Below are 16,846 nucleotides of genomic sequence, written 5' to 3'. Positions count from 1 at the left end.
TGAGCCATGGGGGAAATACCTACGATCCCGGTTTGGTTTTAGCTGAACGGAGCATCGAATTTCATGCGCAAACGCTTTTCAGTGCTTTTGATTAAACCGTCGCACTATGACGACGAAGGCTATGTTATCCAGTGGCTGCGGGCACCGATCCCATCCAATTCTTTGGCGTCCGTCTACGGTCTGATCCAAGACTGCCGCGACAGAAGGGTACTGGGAGACGACGTCGACATTGAAATTGAGGTGATCGACGAAACCAACACCAAGGTTGAAGTCAAAAAACTCATCCCAAAATTGAAGCAGGCCGATGGCTGTCTCGTGGGGTTGGTCGGCGTGCAGACCAATCAGTTTCCACGGGCTGTCGATATTGCCAGGGATTTTATTGCGTCGGGTATCCAAATAGCGGCCGGCGGTTTTCACGCAGCTGGCAGCATTGCGATGCTGCCCGAGGTGCCGCCGGAAATCATAGCGGCGCAGGAGTTGGGGCTGACCATCTATGCCGGTGAAGCGGAAGGTCGCATGGATGCGCTTTTGAAGGATGCCTGGGAAGGAGACCTGAAGCCTCTCTACAATTTCATGAAGGATCTGCCGAGCCTGGAAAATGCCGTGCAGCCGATCTTGCCTGCGGATGCGGTGCGGAAAATGGCTGGCGCTTACACGAGTTTTGACGCCGGGCGCGGTTGCCCGTTCCAGTGCTCGTTTTGCACGATCATCAATGTCCAGGGCCGCAAATCCCGCTTCCGCACGCCCGATGATATTGAAGCTATTATCCGCGCCAATGATGCGCAGAACATCCATCGTTTTTTCATCACCGATGATGATTTTGCCCGAAACAAGAATTGGGAAGCCATTCTTGATCGTCTGATCTGGCTGCGCGAAGAGGCGGGGCTCAAATTCAAGCTGACGCTTCAGGTTGACACGCTGTGTTACCGTCTGCCGGGCTTCATTGAGAAGGCTGCGCGAGCTGGCTGCGCACGGGTGTTTATCGGGCTTGAAAACATCGATCCGGATGCCTTGTCGTCTGCGAAGAAGAAGCAGAACAAGATCTGGGAATACCGCAAGATGCTGCAGGCGTGGAAAGACGCAGGTGTCATCACTTACGCTGGTTACATTCTCGGCTTTCCGGATGACACGCCGGAGAAAATTGCCCGCAATATCGAGATCATCAAAAAGGAACTGCCGCTCGACCTTATTGAGTTCTTTTTCCTAACCCCGCTACCGGGATCAGAAGATCACAAGGTTCTGGCCTCAAAGAATGTCTGGATGGATCCGGACTTTAACAAATACGATCTCAACCACCGGGTTACGCATCATCCGATTATGTCGGATCAGGAGTGGGAGAAGGTCTACTACGACAGCTGGAAGCAGTTTTATACGACCGAGCATGTCGAGACGGTTTTACGGCGGGATGCGGCGCGCGGCGCGCGGACCAAAGCGCTCTATTCCTCGATGATCCATTTTTTGGGCGCGATCCTGATCGAAAAGGTACATCCGCTTGAATGCGGCATCGTCCGCCGCAAACACCGCGACCAGCGCCGGTCCGGTATGAAACTGGAAAACCCGCTGATCTTCTATCCCAAGCGGTATGCAGAAGCGCTGTGGGTCGGCTTGCGCTGGGCGGCCTTGTTCCTGAAATTCCGTCCGGCGATGAAGCGCGTGCTGGCCGATGAAAACCGCCGGAATTACGTGGATCTGGCGCTCACCCCCACCACCGAGGCGGAAGAGAACGAAATGGAGCTGATCCAGGTCTTCAAGGAGGCTATACCGAAAACCCACGGCGCTCCCGACGTTGCCGGGAAGGTGACGGCTGCGGAGTAGTGGCTGACTGTAACGTTAGACCTTTCAATCGTCATCCCGGACGACGCAAAAGCGGAGATCCGGGATCTACTCGTTTGCAGAGCCTATGCGCAATCTTTCATAGCTTTGACAAGTGGGATTGTGAGTGGATCCCCGATCAAGTCGGGGACGACAATTGTGAGCCCAAAAGTGTACTACTCGAACTAATGCCCAACCGACTTGGAAAAGACGTTGATCACAATGACCCCGGCGATGATCAGGCCGAGGCCGAGGAGGGCGGGAACGTCCAGTTTCTGGTCAAAAAGAAACCAGGCAACCATGGTGATCAAGACGATGCCGGCACCAGACCAGACCGCATAAACAATGCCCGTCGGCAGCACGCGGATCGGAAACGACAGCAGCCAGAATGATAGGGCATAGCCGACGATCGTAATGATCGTCGGCGTCAGCTTGGTGAAATTCTCAGCCCTTGCAAGCGCGGAAGTCGCAATCACTTCCGCGACAATGGCAGCCCCCAAAAACAGGTAAGTGCTAAGGGTAACCGCCTGCATCAGAGTTTGTTCAGCAATGCCGGGGTTGGCCAGGCATCGGCCTGCATGCCGAGTTTTTGCTGCACGGCTTGAACGGCGCCACGGGTGCCGGAGCCCAAAATGCCGTCGATCTTGCCGACGTCATAGCCCATGTTCCGCAATTTGGTTTGCAGCTGTTTCATCTGCGCGTCGTTCAGGCCCTGATCCGGGTTTCCGGCATTGTAGCGCGGCGCACCGGCTAGACGGGTTGCGAAATAGGCAGCAGAAGTCGTGTAGATGAACGACTGGTTCCATTCCAGATAGATGTTGTAGTTCGGATAGGCGAGGAACGCCGGTCCTTTGCGGCCCTGCGGCAGCAGCAGAGAGGCCGGCAGATTGCCGGATATCTGGCCCCAGCGCGATTTGACACCAAGTGCGGCCCAATCGCTGCCGGACTTTGTTTTGCCCAGGCCGGTCTCCGCCCAATTGAGGTTTTTAGGCACAATGACTTCCTGCAGCCACGGCTGGCCTGCCGTCCAGCCGAGATGGTTGATGAAAGCGCCCGCCGTCAGGATCGCGTCCGGTGCACTTTTCTTAAGGCGTACATGGCCGTCGCCATCACCGTCCTTGCCGAATTTGATGATGTCTTCGGGCAGCATCTGAACCATGCCGATTTCCCCGGCCCAGGCGCCGGTGGTGCGGCGCGGGTCGAGATCACCGTGTTGAACCATCTCAATGGCGGCGATCAGTTGCGGGCGGAAGAGTTCCGGACGGCGGCAGTCATGGGCGAGCGTCGCCAGAGCGTTGACTGTGTTGAAGTCGCCCTGAACGGCGCCAAAGTCGGTCTCCAGTGCCCAGAAGGCGGTGATCACAGGCGCCGGGACGCCATATTCGCGTTCTGTGCGGTCAAACACGCTCGCATATTTTTTCATATTGGCGGCGCCGTTTTTCATCCGGTAACCGGAAATCACCCGCTTGGAAAAATCCAAGAAGGTCATCTTGAAGACGCCTTGCGCCCGGTCGCGGGACAGAACCTTGCGGTCGATCTGGGCGCCTGACAGTGTCTGGTCGGCGGCTTTGGCGGACAGCCCTTTTGATACAGCCTCCTGTTTCACACCTGCCAGAAACTGCCGGAAGTCGCCGCCGCATTGCTGGGCTGCCGCCGGTGAAGCGGCAAGCGTAAAACTCGCCAGTGCGGCTGCGGCAAAGAGTTTACTGGGCAAAATACGGCCGGTCATGAACCTGTCCTGTCATCAAAGAGAATCTTGTGACCCGATCGGGCCGGAATAAATCGATGCTCAGTTGAAGGTGGTTCGTTTTAAAGGTCAACCGTTTCCGGAGCGCGAGATGCACTCATCCACGATAGACGCAACGTTTTGTTCGAGTTAGCGGCAGTTCCGGCCACCGGAACCGGCCATTAGGCCGCCATCTGGGGTGACTTCCATCGGTTTGTTGACGCCGACTGAAGACCGGCAGCCAGTCCCCGGGCCGGATGGGTTGGGTGCTGCAGATGCACCGGAGGTTTGTTGGCGGCAGATCTGGTAAGCCATGTCGTACAGCGCCTGCCAGCCTTGCGGGATGGAGCCGAGGTTGTTGAGAACACCAAGCGCACCGCCAGCCCTTGCACCGCGCTCGGCACCGCCCGTCAGAGGATTCCACTGACCACCTGCGACAGCTCCGGCCATGCCACCGGAGACCGCATCACCGACCATATCGCCGCTGCCAACGTGGGCATTGGCATAATCGGTGGCATAGACGACGCAATCAGTGCCGCCGGCGAATGCGTGAACCGGCATCAGCAGAAAGGCGGCAAAGCCACAGTACTTCAGGGTTTTTCCGGCCATGATTGCGTCTCTTGTGGTTGGTACCAGGATAAAAGAATAGGGGCAGGGCCTTAACAAGCCTCTACACGTTGGCCGCTGCCCGGTCTTGTGCACTTATCGCTGGACGAATTTCTGGCCGACAAAACCGGTCTTGCCCTCATAGACGACTTCGCACCACCATTTGCCGCAAGTCTCATACTGGATTTCGGTGCCATCCGGGACTGTGCCGATGATCTTGCCGTTTTTCTGGTCCGATTGGCGGAGGTTGACAGAGGCCGTCACAATGCCTGTGTTCGACGGACCTGCATCCTTGCCGGCTGTTGCTTTGGAGGGGGCTGCTGACTGGCGCTCCTTCAGGAATTCTTGCTGAGGGAGTTCCGGTCTTTTCCCGCCATCACTTTTGTCCTGCAAGGAGGTGTCAGATTGGGTCTGCTCAAGCGTTGCTTTCGCTGGTTCTTTCAATACAGCAGGAGGGATCGAACCTGTTTTGGGGATCGCTGCCAAGGCTTCGGGTGGCGGCGCGAGGGGAAGGGACGGGACATCGGCCGTTGTGCTTGAAGATGGAATGGTCGATTGGCCCGTTTCCGGCGGAGCAGTGCGCCCGGAAATATCGGTCGTCTGGTTCTGAGAATTTGGAGATGTATCTACAAACGCCTGCCGGATGCGATCCTTCGCCTTTTCAATTTGTTTCGGATTGGCTGAGTTGGAGGATGACGAACTCTGAGACGTGGTAATGCCCGCAAACCGGTCTTCTTTAGGAACGGCAGAAATTTTCGTGGTTTGAACTTCCAAAACCTTTGTGTCTGCATTGCCCACCATATCTGGAAGTCCTAATGCAATGGCTCCGCTGCCCGCGGCTGCCAGAAGAACCGTACTGGCAAGAAGGGCTCTAAACGAAGGGCCATACCGCGTCGGTTGGGATGGGCGAAAAGTCTGTTGGTGGTCTTTTGAAAGCCACTCGCTAGCTGAATCTGAGGCAAAGACAACCGGCATCTGTAGCGGATCATCATCTTCCCAAAGCAGTTCCGGCCGTTTTGTGCGCTGGGGAAGAGCTGCGTCATTTGCCGCATGCAGCTGTAGAATACGGGCGGCCAGCTCACTGGGATCGTGCTCATCAGATCCAGCATGTAGGCGATCAATGGGTGTTTTTGTCTCCTCACCAAGGTCTTTTGTTAGGTCTGCCTGGATTGAGAAAGACTGTTCTTTTGCATTGTCCGGTGTGCCCTCGGTCTGAGGATCGCAAACATGAGTTTGGGCGGATACAGCTTTCATAAAAGCCCTCCATTGGTTGCGGTGTGGCACGCGCGGAGCGTTTACCGTTTTAAGACTAGTGCAATAAGCCCGCGCAATGCGCCTGCATGCGGGCCGGAATGCGGCGGCTCTGGGGAGTTTTTTGGCATTTTCGGCGATGAGAGATTGGGGCAAACCTGCCGTTTGTTTGCAAATGCCTAACTTGTGGGTGCCAAACTGTCAGCAAAGGTGACGTGCGGCGCAGGCGAAAAACTTCTTACTTTGGGCGGCACGAAGACAGATCTAACTTGGGCAAAACACGATGATGCAATTGCACGCGCGGTTGAAGAAAATGGCCGGAGCGGTTTTGGGCAGCCTTCTGATCAGCGCCGCGTCAACTCAGGCCCAAGAAACACCAAAACTGACCGTTGGGCTGATGGCGACCCTATCTGGGCCTGCTGCCATTTATGGCGAACATATGCGGGACGGCTTTATGTTGGCGGTCAAACAGTCCAATGGCGCCTTGGGCGGACTGGAAACCAATGTTCTCATCACCGATGACAAGCTTGATCCGGACTATGCCGCTGACAAGGCCATGCAGCTGATTGAGGTCAACGGCATTGATGTTTTGGTCGGGGTGAACTTTTCAAAGGTCATGCTAGCGGTTCATGATCCTGTCGTTCGGTCGCGGACCTTGTTTATCGGCACGAGTTCCGGTCCGGCTCCGATCGCCGGGCGTGCTTGCAACCGGTATTTTTATTCGACTGCTTCGCAGGATGATCAGGTTCATGAAACCATGGGCCGCTATGCCAGCCTGAAAGGGTACCAGCGGGTTGTCACCATAGCTCCGGACTATGAAGCTGCCCGTGATGCGATCGCAGCCTTCCAGCGGCACTTCAAAGGACAGATCGCACGGGAACTCTACCCGAAACTGGGTCAAACTGAGTTTTCTGCTGAGTTCGCCCAAATCGAGGAGATTGGTCCGGATGCCATTTATGCTTTCATGCCGTCCGGCATGGGGGTCGCCCTTGTGCGTCAGTTTCACACATCCGGCTTAAAAGGGCTCATCCCATTTTTGTCGGCCCGCACCATCGATGGTGTGTCTCTGCCTTATCTCGCGGAAACCGCGGAGGGGTTGATGTCGGCGTCGCCTTGGGCCCCCAATCTGGACAATCCCGCCAACAAACGCTTCATGCGTGAGTTCTATCGGGCCTACGGCTACCAGCCGTCTGTCTATGCCGCACAAGGTTATGATGCGGCGAAGTTTTTGCATTTCTCGCTGGAGCTGACCGGAGGTCTCAAAGACACCGAAACACTGATTTCGGCGATGAACGCTGCCCCCTTTGAAAGTGTGCGCGGTGATTTCCGCTTTAATGACAATCAGTTTCCGATCCAGGACTTTTATCTGGTCGAAGGCGTCCGCCGGACAAGCAAGCTCTATGAAATGGAGGCGACTGCCCGGGTGTTCGACGATGTCGGGGATGCCTATTCCGGATCCTGCCGGATGTAGTTCTTTTTGTTTTCAAACTGCCAGCGCGGCATTGCATAGGCGTTGGGCGTATTCAGCATTAAATTATCTGTTTCGGACTGACCGGTCCGAAAATTTCCGACCAAGCCTTGTAATTGCGGAATGGCCGGTCCATATCCCATTTCATGAGCGAGACAGCCGACATACAAAAGACCAACACCCGCGGGCAGGGACCTGGCCGGCCGCGGGAATTCGACGAAGCGAAAGCGCTCGAAGTGGCGTTGAATGTGTTTTGGCAAAAAGGCTTTGAAGCCGCGTCTCTTGAAGACCTCACCAAGGCAATGGGGCTGAGCCGGTCAAGCTTCTACGGAACCTTCGGTAGCAAACAGGCGCTGTTTCAGCGGGCCTTGGCGCATTATTCGCGTAATGCTTTGAAGAACCTGCAGGCTGTCGCCGATACCGCTGGAGAAGATCCTGTTGGGGCAATGGTCGAAGCACTCGCCAATCCTCAGGGCGGTTCCCGCGGCTGCATGCTGATCAATTGCATCACAGAATTGGCGCCGCATGACGAAGAAGTTGCCCGCATTGGCCGGCAGCATCTGGAATCCATTGAGGAAATCTTGGCGAAGTCCATCGATCCGGAACATCCGGAGGCAGCCCGGGACAGCGCCAGCGCCTATGCCTCGCTCGCAATCGGAACCTTGGCATTGCGCAAAGCCGGTTTTCCGGCTGAGAGGATTGCCAAGACACTCGCTCAGGCGAAATCGATCGTGTCCACTTAAGGAAACACAAGTTTGCCGTCAGCATCTCGAGATTGATGTTGATGGCCTAAATATGGACTGAAAAGTCCAAAAATAAAGTTCACTGCGTTGAAATGTTAAAAGGAAACATGATGTCCGACACAACGTTGTTTTCTCCGGCCAGTGCCGGAGCCATAGATCTGAAAAACAGAATAGTCATGGCACCGCTCACCCGGAACCGAGCTCGGGCCGAAGACGATGCGCCGTTTGAATTGCAAGCCAAGTATTACGAGCAGCGTGCTAGCGCGGGCTTGATCATCACCGAGGCCTCGCAGATTACCCCGCAAGGGAAAGGGTATGCCTGGACCCCTGGCATCTATTCCGACGCTCAAATCGAGGGTTGGAAGAAGGTTACAGATGCGGTTCACGCTAAAGGCGGCAAAATCGTCATTCAGCTGTGGCATGTCGGCCGGATTTCTCATCCGGTTCTGCAGCCAGGCGGGGCAGATCCGGTGGCGCCATCTGCGATTTCAGCGGAAGCAAAGACATTTGACGGGCAGAGCTTCATTGAAACCACAACGCCGCGGGCGCTGGAAACCGATGAGATTGCTGGCATTGTTGAGGACTATCGCAAGGCAACTTTGAACGCCAAAGCGGCCGGGTTCGATGGTGTCGAGATTCACGCGGCCAATGGTTATTTGATCGATCAGTTCCTGAAGGATGGTGCGAACCAACGGACGGATGAATACGGCGGATCGATCGAAAACCGGACACGGTTCTTGAAAGAGGTTGTCGATGCCGTGACTGGTGCCTGGAGCGCAGACCGTGTCGGGATCCGGCTAAGCCCGTTCTCCAATGCCAATAACATTACTGAGAGCGATCCGCAGGCGGTCTTCACTCACGTGATAAAGCTGCTCAACGGATACGGCCTGGCCTATCTCCATCTTGTCGAAGGCCAGACAGGCGGCCCGCGCGAGATCCCAGAAGGCGGTGATCTGGCAAAGCTCTATGCCTTGTTTGATGGTGCGAAGATGGGCAACAACGGGTATGACCGGCAAATGGCGTTGGATGCTGTCGACAAAGGTGGTTTGGATCTGGTTGCGATTGGCCGTCCGTTCATTTCCAATCCGGATCTTGTTGAGCGGCTGGAAAAAGACGCGCCGCTCAATCCGCTCGACCCGGAAACGCTCTATGGCGGCGGTGAGAAGGGATATCTCGACTACCCGACACTGGCCGAAAGCGCTGTTGCCGCGGAATAACAAACTTGAATTTCAGACCGCCTGACATCCACAAATCCAGGGCGGCCCGAAAGAAGCCGGTGCAGGGGAGATCCTGCGCCGGTTTTTTTATCCAAGCATCACAAAAACGTCGGTTAACAGCTCGTCTTCCGGGGTGGTTGCGGGATCGTTCACATAGACTTCCCAAGCGGGCGCACCGATCTTTAATCCATTCTGCTCCGCATAAGCCATCATCAGGCCATAGCTGTTGCGCAGTTTCGAATAGGCGCCCTTGTGCTGGAAATAGAGCACTTCTCCGGCCGGTGTCTTGTCGAACTTGACCGGGTCGGCTGCTTTGGCGGCCGCATCAGGAGCGACGGAAAAACCGGCCTGAAATGTCATCTGCTCCGGATCGTAGGTGTGATAGACCGCCAGCGCCTTACCGGTTGTCGCAACACCGTTTGATTGCAAAAACTCCCAGACCGTCTGAAAAGCTCGCCCCATCGCAGCGCCGATGTCTTTCGGGTCCATGCTGCAGGTTTCCTGTATGTAGAAATAGGGGATTTCTTGGGTGGTCACCACTTTGAAGTCCGGCATTGTGCTCTCCTTTTTTCACAGGATTACAATTTTCAATACACTAGGATTTTCTGCGGACTTGTCTTTGATGCCTGTCAAATATGACAGTATAGGGCTTGGGCTAAGGACTGGGATTCGGAACATGGGATTTGAGCCGGCGCGCAAAAGGAATGTCGGCATCTATGTGTTTCAGGTGACCCTTATTGCCGGGTTCATGGGTTATGATTTTGTTGCCACCGTTTTTGTGGGCCTGATGCAGACAATTTCCTGCAATTTCCAATGCCCTTTGAAGCGGTGTTTCGCTTGTTCCGGCAAAAATGCCGGCGCTCATTGTGGTTGAAACCTGCGAACCGGATGCCGAGCGGCTTTTTGTGATCAGTGTTTTTGAAATCCGGCGGGCATAGGAATTCGCCCCGGTTTGATCCGATTGCGGTAGATAAAGCGCTATTTGTCCATTCCGATCGACACCGGCAATGACGTCTTGAGGAATTGAAACACGGGAAATCTGCGCAAACAATTTCAATAGAGCGTCCATCATGGATGCGCCGTAACGCTTTTCGATCAACCTCAGATCGTCGATTTCCATCAGGACAAGGGCATAATTCGTGATTGGTAAGCTGTGCTTTTCAGTCTGAACTGATGCGGTTCTGAGAAAGCCCCGTTGATTGAGAAGTCCGGTCAAAGCGTCCTTTTCGGATTCTTCTCGAAATTGCTGCCGTTGTATCTCGAAAATCGAAACGCTGATCCCGACAACCTTGATCACAATCGTTCCGATCAACACGAGCATGCAGATTTGCAGGTGCATCGTTTCATAGGAAACCAGCAATGAAGGGTACTGTTGTTGTAGGTGTGGAACGATAAAACTCACACGGACAACAGCATCAAGAACAAAAGCCACCGTTAAAAACCAGCTGCTGATCTGTTGGCGGTCTAATTGCAGACTTTCACGCAGACACAGCAATATGCCGATTAGACAAAACACATTTACATAAATCACCCGGAGAAACGTATCTTCGCGAAAAAAATCAAAGCTATACAGCGCAAACCAACCGACTGTTCCTAGTACTGGCAAGGAGAGGTACGGCATCTTCTTGTTGTTCAACAACGCAGTTGCATTTGGTGTCAGTCCAAAGCTGATTGTTAAAAACGCATTTGCGGCAACAATGCTCAGATAATCGGGAATGGCACCGCGCTGCCCGATCAACAATGCACCTAGCCCGGATAACAGCAGGCACAGCGACCACAGTCCCCATCCGGCCCGTATTGTTTTGGGAATTGACCGGACTGTAACTGCAAGGACACCAAGGATGAGGGCACCAGTAAAGTACCCTTGAGTGACCACCATAAAGAGGGTTTTGACATCCAGATTCATGAAATATGTGGTCTTTAAACGGAAGGTGACGGAATCGGAAAGTTGTAAATGTATACAACAATTCGCCCTTTGTGTCCTCGGTATAGTTGCTGAATGGCTGCTTCGGAATGCAGGTCATCAATATAAGTATCTGGAAATAATGATAAAAAATAATCAGAGATTATGAGTTGAATATCCAATATCCAATCAATTTGTAGGGAGGGATGTGGCTGTGAAAGTCACCGAATGAACCAAAATCGTACCGGAGCGTACGGTTTTGGGCGGAACAGCCCTTTTCAATGTTTTCAAAACCTGTCACACCGCTAGTTAAGACAGCACCGGCTGACGCGACAAAGGCCGGTACAGCGGCTCAAGCATGCCGTGCTTTGGCCGGACAAGAATTCTCCAGGGAGACCCGATATGCCTCCATATCGTTCAAGAACATCCACCCATGGCCGGAACATGGCCGGTGCCCGCGGCCTATGGCGCGCAACGGGCATGAAGGATGATGATTTTGGCAAACCGATCATCGCGATTTCCAACTCCTTCACCCAGTTTGTGCCGGGCCATGTGCACCTGAAGGATCTCGGCCAGCTGGTGGCACGGGAAGTGGAAAAGGCAGGCGGTGTTGCCAAGGAATTCAACACCATCGCGGTGGATGACGGCATCGCTATGGGCCATGACGGCATGCTGTATTCACTGCCGAGCCGGGAAGTCATTTCTGACGCTGTGGAATATATGGTCAACGGCCACTGCGCGGATGCTCTGGTTTGTATTTCCAATTGCGACAAGATCACTCCTGGAATGCTGAATGCAGCCATGCGGCTGAACATTCCGGTGGTGTTTGTCTCCGGCGGGCCGATGGAAGCGGGCAAGGTTGTTTTGGAAAACGGCGAAGCCAAGTCCATCGATCTGATTGATGCCATGATCGCAGCAGCTGACGACAGCATGTCCGATGCCGATGTTCTTCAAATGGAACAAAATGCCTGCCCGACCTGCGGCTCGTGCTCGGGAATGTTTACGGCCAACTCCATGAACTGCCTAACGGAAGCTCTGGGGCTGGCGTTGCCGGGCAATGGCTCGACACTTGCGACCCACGCAGACCGCGAGCGCCTGTTTGTGGAAGCAGGGCACCTGATTGTTGATTTGGCTAAGCGTTACTACGAGCAGGACGATGAAAGCGTTTTGCCGCGCAACATCGCCAATTTCAATGCCTTCGAAAATGCCATGAGCCTCGACATTTCTATGGGCGGCTCGACCAACACGATCCTGCACTTGCTGGCCGCGTCTTATGAAGGCGATATCGGCTTCACCATGGATGACATCGACCGGTTGTCCAAAAAGGTTCCTGTGCTGTGTAAGGTCGCTCCGGCGGTTGAAAACATCCACATGGAAGATGTTCACCGTGCGGGTGGTATCATGGGCATCCTGGGCGAACTCGACCGGGCTGGGCTGCTGCATTCGGACAATCCCACCGTTCACTCCGCTTCCATGAAGGAAGCCTTGGCGCGTTGGGATGTCGTTCAGACCAATTCCGATAGCGTCCATCAGTTCTATAAGGCAGCGCCCGGCGGTGTGCCGACACAGGTTGCGTTCAGCCAGGACCGGCGCTGGGATGATCTTGACACCGACCGCAGCGCTGGTGTGATCCGCGATGCTGAACACGCTTATTCCAAGGACGGCGGCCTTGCGGTTCTTTATGGCAATATTGCCGAAGATGGCTGCGTGGTGAAAACCGCCGGTGTGGATGAGAGCATTCTGACCTTCACCGGCCCGGCCCGGATCTTTGAGAGCCAGGACAGTGCCGTTTCCGCGATCCTGACCAACAAGGTCAAGGAAGGCGACGTGGTGCTGATCCGCTATGAAGGCCCGCGCGGCGGTCCGGGTATGCAGGAGATGCTGTATCCGACCTCCTATCTGAAGTCCAAGGGGCTTGGCAAAGCCTGTGCGCTGATCACAGACGGCCGCTTCTCCGGCGGATCTTCGGGATTGTCCATCGGCCACATTTCACCGGAAGCGGCGGAAGGCGGCGCAATTGGCCTGGTGGAAGAGGGCGACACCATTGTCATCGACATCCCGAACCGGGTGTTGAAAGTCGATTTGTCTGACGCTGTTCTGGCTGAGCGCCGTGCTGCCATGGATGCTAAGGGCGCTGACGGTTGGAAGCCTCTGGAGAAACGCACTCGCAAGGTATCTACGGCGCTGCGCGCTTATGCCAAGATGACGACATCTGCTTCAAAAGGAGCATTCCGTCAGGTGGATTGATCACCTTCAAAAACAAATGCAGAAGGCGGGCCTTTGAGCCCGCCTTCTTTTATATTGCTTCAGTTTCGGTTGAGCAGCATCAGTTCAACCCTTTTCAATTCGCGCAAGACCCTGTCCGCCTGCATTTGCGGCCAAATGCTGAGTTTCAGGTTGGTGGCGATCAGGATCAAAGTCGCTGCTGTGACACCCCATTTCACCGCAAGCAATGCGTCAGTTGCGACGTAAAGCTCATAGAGGCACCAGATCCCAGCCAAAAACATCAGGCTCTGAGTGACCATGATCACCCAAGTGACCCAGCCGAGCTTGCCGCGGAACTGCTTCAGCCCAAGGGCGAAATAACCAAGCTCCCTTGTATCTTCAAAAAGAACACGGTCTTCACCCTTCATGGCATCTTCGATCAGCTTGTCGAGCTTGTCCATTTTGGTCTCCTTCAAGGTAATTTCTCAAGGTTGCCCGCGCAGTCATCAGCCGGGTCTTGACTGTTCCTATGGGCACATCCAGCGCTTTTGCGACCTCGGCGACGCTCATGTCTTCCAGATAAAACAGAGCGATTGTGGCGTGTTGAACTGGCGGGAGCTGGCGCAAAATCTCGCGGACTTTCGGCGCATCGAGTATCTGGTCCGTATTCAGTGTGAACGCCTGTGGTGCTTCTGGTGCAAAGTCTTCGGCCAGCCTACGGTCTTTCTGCCGGGTCTTGATAAAGGCTGCGACCCGGCGCGAGACAATGCAGAGCGCCCAAGGAAGAAACGACGTTTCATCTGTGAGCCCCGGCAAGCTGCGCAGGATCTGCACCCAGGCCTCCTGGACAATGTCGCGAGCTGCCTCCCGGTCTCCAGCCAGCCGTACAGCATGTGCATAAAGACGGTCGCCGCGCAGAGCCACGAGGTGTTCAAGAGCCCGTTTGTTTCCTGCTTTGGCGTCGAGCACCAGCAGGGCTTCCAATGCCCTGACTTTCTGCAACCGGGTGTCAGTCATCCAAGTTCCCGTTTTTCATCGGTTCCAGGATACAAGTGCCGCGCAGATGAGTTTTGGTTCATTGGGCACACTGTTTTTTTGACAGAGGCTTCAATCGTGATGAAGGACGGGCCTCTGGAATCAGCTGGAAATGGTTGGAAATCAACAGGTTGTAGTCATACTAAGAGTTGAACTTCACCATTGATAGATTCTCGGCTCCTCAGGCTTGCATCCTATGAGCGTTGACCCACTTAAAAGTCGATTGTAAGTCGTCGAAAAAACCTTACCGGACCCATCCATGGATTCACTTACTCAATTTGTTCTCGGCGCGGCGGTGTCAACGGTTTGCCTCGGCAAAACAATCGGACCGCGGAAGGCTGCGCTTTTGGGCGGCTTGTTGGGGACAGTTCCGGATCTGGACGTCTTTCTTCCCTTTGACGACCCGGTCGACAGTTTTGTCTATCACCGCGGGTGGACCCATTCGATTTTTGTACATGCGCTCGCCGCGCCTTTGTTCGGAGAAGTGTTGGTCCGTCTGGTCAAAGGTTTGAAGGACCACCGCTGGCTGACCTATCTGACCGTCTATCTGTGTTTTGCAACGCACGCGATCATCGATGCCATGACTGTTTATGGCACCCGGATATTCTGGCCTTTTTATCCCGACCCCGTTGGGGCAGGGTCGGTTTTCATCATCGATCCTTTTTATAGTCTGCCGCTCCTGGCTGTAGTGGTCTGGGCGTTTTTCAAGAAGGACTGGTCGCAGCGGTTCGGCCGTTGGATAAGGGGTGTGTTGACAATCACCACGGCCTATATGGTGGCCTCTCTTGGTATTCAGAGTTATGTCGAACATCGGGCCCAGCAGATTTTTGCAAAATCAGGACCTGTTCCGGACAAGATTTATGCCATTGCGGCGCCCTTCAATATTGCGCTTTGGAAAGTGATCGGCCTCGACAAAGACCGGTATCAAAACCTGTATTTCTCTTTGTTTGATGGGGCGCAATCACCAGAGATCTATGAACATCCGCGCCGCCCGGAATTGGTCGCCTGCCTCGAAAGCTCGGCAGCTTACCAAAAGCTGGAGTGGTTCAGCCGGGGATTTAACCGGGCAGAGCTGTTGGACGGTAAGGTGGTCATGTCTGACCTGCGTATGGGGCTGACCCCAGGCTACGCGTTCCGTTTTGCCATCGGCGAACAGACAGATGCTGGCATTGTGCCAATGGCGCCGGAACGTGACCTGTCGCAGCGCCGCGTCAGCGATGAAGACTTCCAGTGGCTGGGTGAGCGCCTTTTGGGGCGCCCGGCTATCCGGGCAGCTGAAGTCCCGGATAGATACCAGCAAGCTGAAAAGCCGGCAGAACGGGCCTGCTAGAGCACGACCCAATTGATTGCGGCGTGCTCAAAAGGTCACGAGGACAGGTCTTGAGCCAGCATCAAGGCATTGCCGTCCGGATCGTAAAAAGTCGCGATGCTAACCATGCCATCAATGGTCTCGGTTTCCCCGTCAAACTTCACATTGGCTTCTTCCAAGGCTGACCGTGCGCTCGCAATGTCGGCGACACCAAACACCGGAACACTGTTGCCGGGTTGCGGTTCCGTTTGTTCACCCAATCCCAGGGTGACGCCATCTGTGTTTGTTTGCAGTTCGCTCCAGCCAGCTTCGTCAATATGCATACGGAGCTTGAAGCCGAGTGTCTTTTCATACCATTCGGCGCTGGCGTGCCGGTCCCGCACGGAAAGAGCCAGGGTGATGGTGTTGTCCAATGAAACAATCGACATATCTGCTTCCTTATGTATCGAAAATATAGTAACTATAAATCATGGAAATTGAGCTCCTTGTCAAGCTCACGTCAAAGGCGTGGTCTTTAAAAATCCTATCCCTTTTGCATTCAGGTGTGCCGGGGCGGCAAGCTGCATTGATCGCCGCAACAGGGGCCAGCCGGACATCCTTTGCCTCAAGTCTGGCACATCTGGGTCAATTGGGCCTTCTTGAGAAAAATCCCGGTCACGGTCATCCTTTGCGGCCAGAATTCCGTTTAACGAAGAAGGGGATTGAGGCTGCTGCCATGGCGCATAGAATTCTGGAGGCTGTTCCAGATGACACAGCCGTTCATCTCCTTCGCCGGAGTTGGGTTGTCCCGATTTTGGCTGTGACTGGAACGCCGCAGCGCTTTTCGAACATCAGGTCCGGGCTGGCACCGGTGACGGACCGTGCTTTATCGCAAACGCTTTCAATCCTGGAAAATCAGGATTGGTTGAAGCGCGATATCATTGTTTCCGCCCGGACACCGTTCCCAATCTATCATGCCGCAAATACTGGTTGGCACATCAACCAGGCTATCGGTTTATCTTTCTAGGCACATTGAGCTGTGTGGCCTAAGGGAGCGGCGTTGCGTGTGAGTTGTCAGCCGGAATAGGACACATTTGCCGTTCAGTATTTGATCCCGACCTTTCGGTACAGAAAGTGCAAAAGCCATGCAGGTCCGATTAACAGGAACTGGATGTCTTTGAAAAAGGATGGCTTTTTGCCTTCGATCTTGTGGCCGATGAATTGGCCGATCCAGGCAACAACAAAAACAGCGAGTGCTGTTTGCCACAACGGCAAGCGGAGGTCATAGGCCCCATTGATTATGCTGCAAACAATCCCGATAAATGCCATGCCGAAAGCCAGCGGAATCGAAAGCGTTAGGTAATAAACAGTCGCCAGAGCAATCACGACGGTAGCCCAATTAAGATAAGGGACGGTTTCGAAGACTGCCGGGACAGGCAAGCTCCAAAGCAGCGCTGTGACCGTCCAGACAATCACAGGTACACAAATCCAGTGAATGAATTTGTTGGTCGCGTTCTGGTGGCTTTCGCCATATTCGGTCAGTAAGCCGTCAATCCTGCGGCTTGTTGCAGATCGAGTTGCCATCGTTTCCT

Annotated in this window: 17 protein-coding genes; 7 read left to right on the top strand and 10 right to left on the bottom strand. The window is 54.4% G+C overall.

The genetic code is table 11. The features are described from left to right. The first annotated feature begins 63 nt into the window (after positions 1-63). Positions 64-1,815: a B12-binding domain-containing radical SAM protein gene (locus tag ACOOFE_RS15175; RefSeq protein WP_420410831.1), complete on the top strand. Its 1,752-nt coding sequence runs from the start codon at positions 64-66 to the stop codon at positions 1,813-1,815. 182 nt (positions 1,816-1,997) lie between these two features. Here the strand turns inward: ACOOFE_RS15175 and ACOOFE_RS15170 are convergent, their stop codons facing one another. The 4 genes from ACOOFE_RS15170 to ACOOFE_RS15155 form a co-directional block, all read right to left on the bottom strand. Continuing rightward, positions 1,998-2,345, bottom strand: coding sequence for an SMR family transporter (locus tag ACOOFE_RS15170; protein WP_420410830.1), 348 nt, complete (start codon positions 2,343-2,345; stop codon positions 1,998-2,000). Further along, the gene (locus ACOOFE_RS15165; protein WP_420410829.1) at positions 2,345-3,541 is read right to left on the bottom strand and encodes a lytic murein transglycosylase; all 1,197 of its coding nucleotides are present in this window, start codon (positions 3,539-3,541) and stop codon (positions 2,345-2,347) included. The genes ACOOFE_RS15170 and ACOOFE_RS15165 overlap by 1 nt, the downstream gene beginning before the upstream one ends. Before the next feature lie 147 nt (positions 3,542-3,688). Then, positions 3,689-4,147, bottom strand: a complete 459-nt coding sequence (locus tag ACOOFE_RS15160; protein ID WP_420410828.1) for a hypothetical protein — start codon at positions 4,145-4,147, stop codon at positions 3,689-3,691. 93 nt (positions 4,148-4,240) lie between these two features. Continuing rightward, positions 4,241-5,398: an SH3 domain-containing protein gene (locus ACOOFE_RS15155; protein ID WP_420410827.1), complete on the bottom strand. Its 1,158-nt coding sequence runs from the start codon at positions 5,396-5,398 to the stop codon at positions 4,241-4,243. Positions 5,399-5,678: 280 nt separating this feature from the next. Here ACOOFE_RS15155 and ACOOFE_RS15150 point away from each other — a divergent pair, with 280 nt between their 5' ends. The 3 genes from ACOOFE_RS15150 to ACOOFE_RS15140 all read left to right on the top strand — a co-directional run bounded on the left by ACOOFE_RS15150 (position 5,679) and on the right by ACOOFE_RS15140 (position 8,823). Then, complete coding sequence (locus ACOOFE_RS15150; RefSeq protein WP_420410826.1) at positions 5,679-6,866, top strand: ABC transporter substrate-binding protein; 1,188 nt, start codon at positions 5,679-5,681, stop codon at positions 6,864-6,866. Between the two features lie 143 nt (positions 6,867-7,009). Further along, positions 7,010-7,606, top strand: a complete 597-nt coding sequence (locus ACOOFE_RS15145; RefSeq protein WP_420410825.1) for a TetR/AcrR family transcriptional regulator — start codon at positions 7,010-7,012, stop codon at positions 7,604-7,606. A 110-nt stretch (positions 7,607-7,716) separates the two neighbouring features. Then, entirely contained in the window at positions 7,717-8,823 is a 1,107-nt protein-coding gene (locus tag ACOOFE_RS15140; protein ID WP_420410824.1) for an alkene reductase, read from the top strand. Between the two features lie 87 nt (positions 8,824-8,910). Here the strand turns inward: ACOOFE_RS15140 and ACOOFE_RS15135 are convergent, their stop codons facing one another. Beyond that, the gene (locus ACOOFE_RS15135) at positions 8,911-9,378 is read right to left on the bottom strand and encodes a GyrI-like domain-containing protein (RefSeq protein WP_420410823.1); all 468 of its coding nucleotides are present in this window, start codon (positions 9,376-9,378) and stop codon (positions 8,911-8,913) included. A gap of 100 nt (positions 9,379-9,478) precedes the next feature. Further along, complete coding sequence (locus tag ACOOFE_RS15130) at positions 9,479-10,729, bottom strand: GGDEF domain-containing protein (RefSeq protein ID WP_420410822.1); 1,251 nt, start codon at positions 10,727-10,729, stop codon at positions 9,479-9,481. A gap of 399 nt (positions 10,730-11,128) precedes the next feature. On the opposite strand from ACOOFE_RS15130, the gene ilvD reads away from it, so the two are divergent. Beyond that, the gene (gene ilvD, locus ACOOFE_RS15125) at positions 11,129-12,973 is read left to right on the top strand and encodes a dihydroxy-acid dehydratase (protein ID WP_420410821.1); all 1,845 of its coding nucleotides are present in this window, start codon (positions 11,129-11,131) and stop codon (positions 12,971-12,973) included. A gap of 59 nt (positions 12,974-13,032) precedes the next feature. On the opposite strand, the gene ACOOFE_RS15120 is transcribed toward ilvD, so the two are convergent. Together ACOOFE_RS15120 and ACOOFE_RS15115 are read right to left on the bottom strand one after the other, a co-directional pair. Further along, on the bottom strand, positions 13,033-13,392 hold the full coding sequence (locus tag ACOOFE_RS15120) for a DUF6768 family protein (protein ID WP_420410820.1): 360 nt from the start codon (positions 13,390-13,392) through the stop codon (positions 13,033-13,035). After that, positions 13,349-13,948, bottom strand: coding sequence for an RNA polymerase sigma factor (locus ACOOFE_RS15115; RefSeq protein ID WP_420410819.1), 600 nt, complete (start codon positions 13,946-13,948; stop codon positions 13,349-13,351). The genes ACOOFE_RS15120 and ACOOFE_RS15115 overlap by 44 nt, the downstream gene beginning before the upstream one ends. Before the next feature lie 277 nt (positions 13,949-14,225). Here ACOOFE_RS15115 and ACOOFE_RS15110 point away from each other — a divergent pair, with 277 nt between their 5' ends. Continuing rightward, positions 14,226-15,296: a metal-dependent hydrolase gene (locus ACOOFE_RS15110; RefSeq protein WP_420410818.1), complete on the top strand. Its 1,071-nt coding sequence runs from the start codon at positions 14,226-14,228 to the stop codon at positions 15,294-15,296. A 35-nt stretch (positions 15,297-15,331) separates the two neighbouring features. Here the strand turns inward: ACOOFE_RS15110 and ACOOFE_RS15105 are convergent, their stop codons facing one another. Next, a complete protein-coding gene (locus ACOOFE_RS15105) occupies positions 15,332-15,703 on the bottom strand; it encodes a VOC family protein (protein ID WP_420410817.1) in 372 nt (123 codons plus the stop codon). Between the two features lie 41 nt (positions 15,704-15,744). Between ACOOFE_RS15105 and ACOOFE_RS15100 the strand changes: the two genes are divergently transcribed. Continuing rightward, positions 15,745-16,281, top strand: coding sequence for a winged helix-turn-helix transcriptional regulator (locus tag ACOOFE_RS15100; protein WP_420410816.1), 537 nt, complete (start codon positions 15,745-15,747; stop codon positions 16,279-16,281). Between the two features lie 74 nt (positions 16,282-16,355). Here ACOOFE_RS15100 and ACOOFE_RS15095 read toward each other — a convergent pair whose 3' ends face one another. Next, positions 16,356-16,838 (bottom strand): DUF962 domain-containing protein, encoded by a 483-nt coding sequence (locus ACOOFE_RS15095; protein ID WP_420410815.1) that lies wholly within the window; start codon positions 16,836-16,838, stop codon positions 16,356-16,358. Positions 16,839-16,846: the final 8 nt, after the last annotated feature.

The organism is Roseibium sp. (assembly GCF_965216085.1).
Taxonomy (GTDB): domain Bacteria; phylum Pseudomonadota; class Alphaproteobacteria; order Rhizobiales; family Stappiaceae; genus Roseibium.
The sequence above is the reverse complement of the archived record's forward strand: the minus strand, read 5'-3'. Positions and strand labels throughout refer to the sequence as shown.

Excerpts from the sequence above, each read along its gene's own strand:
- ACOOFE_RS15175 (WP_420410831.1), top strand. The coding sequence starts at position 64 with ATGCGCAAACGCTTTTCAGTGCTTTTGATTAAACCGTCGCACTATGAC.
- ACOOFE_RS15170 (WP_420410830.1), bottom strand. The coding sequence starts at position 2,345 with ATGCAGGCGGTTACCCTTAGCACTTACCTGTTTTTGGGGGCTGCCATT.
- ACOOFE_RS15165 (WP_420410829.1), bottom strand. The coding sequence starts at position 3,541 with ATGACCGGCCGTATTTTGCCCAGTAAACTCTTTGCCGCAGCCGCACTG.
- ACOOFE_RS15160 (WP_420410828.1), bottom strand. The coding sequence starts at position 4,147 with ATGGCCGGAAAAACCCTGAAGTACTGTGGCTTTGCCGCCTTTCTGCTG.
- ACOOFE_RS15155 (WP_420410827.1), bottom strand. The coding sequence starts at position 5,398 with ATGAAAGCTGTATCCGCCCAAACTCATGTTTGCGATCCTCAGACCGAG.
- ACOOFE_RS15150 (WP_420410826.1), top strand. The coding sequence starts at position 5,679 with ATGATGCAATTGCACGCGCGGTTGAAGAAAATGGCCGGAGCGGTTTTG.
- ACOOFE_RS15145 (WP_420410825.1), top strand. The coding sequence starts at position 7,010 with ATGAGCGAGACAGCCGACATACAAAAGACCAACACCCGCGGGCAGGGA.
- ACOOFE_RS15140 (WP_420410824.1), top strand. The coding sequence starts at position 7,717 with ATGTCCGACACAACGTTGTTTTCTCCGGCCAGTGCCGGAGCCATAGAT.
- ACOOFE_RS15135 (WP_420410823.1), bottom strand. The coding sequence starts at position 9,378 with ATGCCGGACTTCAAAGTGGTGACCACCCAAGAAATCCCCTATTTCTAC.
- ACOOFE_RS15130 (WP_420410822.1), bottom strand. The coding sequence starts at position 10,729 with ATGAATCTGGATGTCAAAACCCTCTTTATGGTGGTCACTCAAGGGTAC.
- ilvD (WP_420410821.1), top strand. The coding sequence starts at position 11,129 with ATGCCTCCATATCGTTCAAGAACATCCACCCATGGCCGGAACATGGCC.
- ACOOFE_RS15120 (WP_420410820.1), bottom strand. The coding sequence starts at position 13,392 with ATGGACAAGCTCGACAAGCTGATCGAAGATGCCATGAAGGGTGAAGAC.
- ACOOFE_RS15115 (WP_420410819.1), bottom strand. The coding sequence starts at position 13,948 with ATGACTGACACCCGGTTGCAGAAAGTCAGGGCATTGGAAGCCCTGCTG.
- ACOOFE_RS15110 (WP_420410818.1), top strand. The coding sequence starts at position 14,226 with ATGGATTCACTTACTCAATTTGTTCTCGGCGCGGCGGTGTCAACGGTT.
- ACOOFE_RS15105 (WP_420410817.1), bottom strand. The coding sequence starts at position 15,703 with ATGTCGATTGTTTCATTGGACAACACCATCACCCTGGCTCTTTCCGTG.
- ACOOFE_RS15100 (WP_420410816.1), top strand. The coding sequence starts at position 15,745 with ATGGAAATTGAGCTCCTTGTCAAGCTCACGTCAAAGGCGTGGTCTTTA.
- ACOOFE_RS15095 (WP_420410815.1), bottom strand. The coding sequence starts at position 16,838 with ATGGCAACTCGATCTGCAACAAGCCGCAGGATTGACGGCTTACTGACC.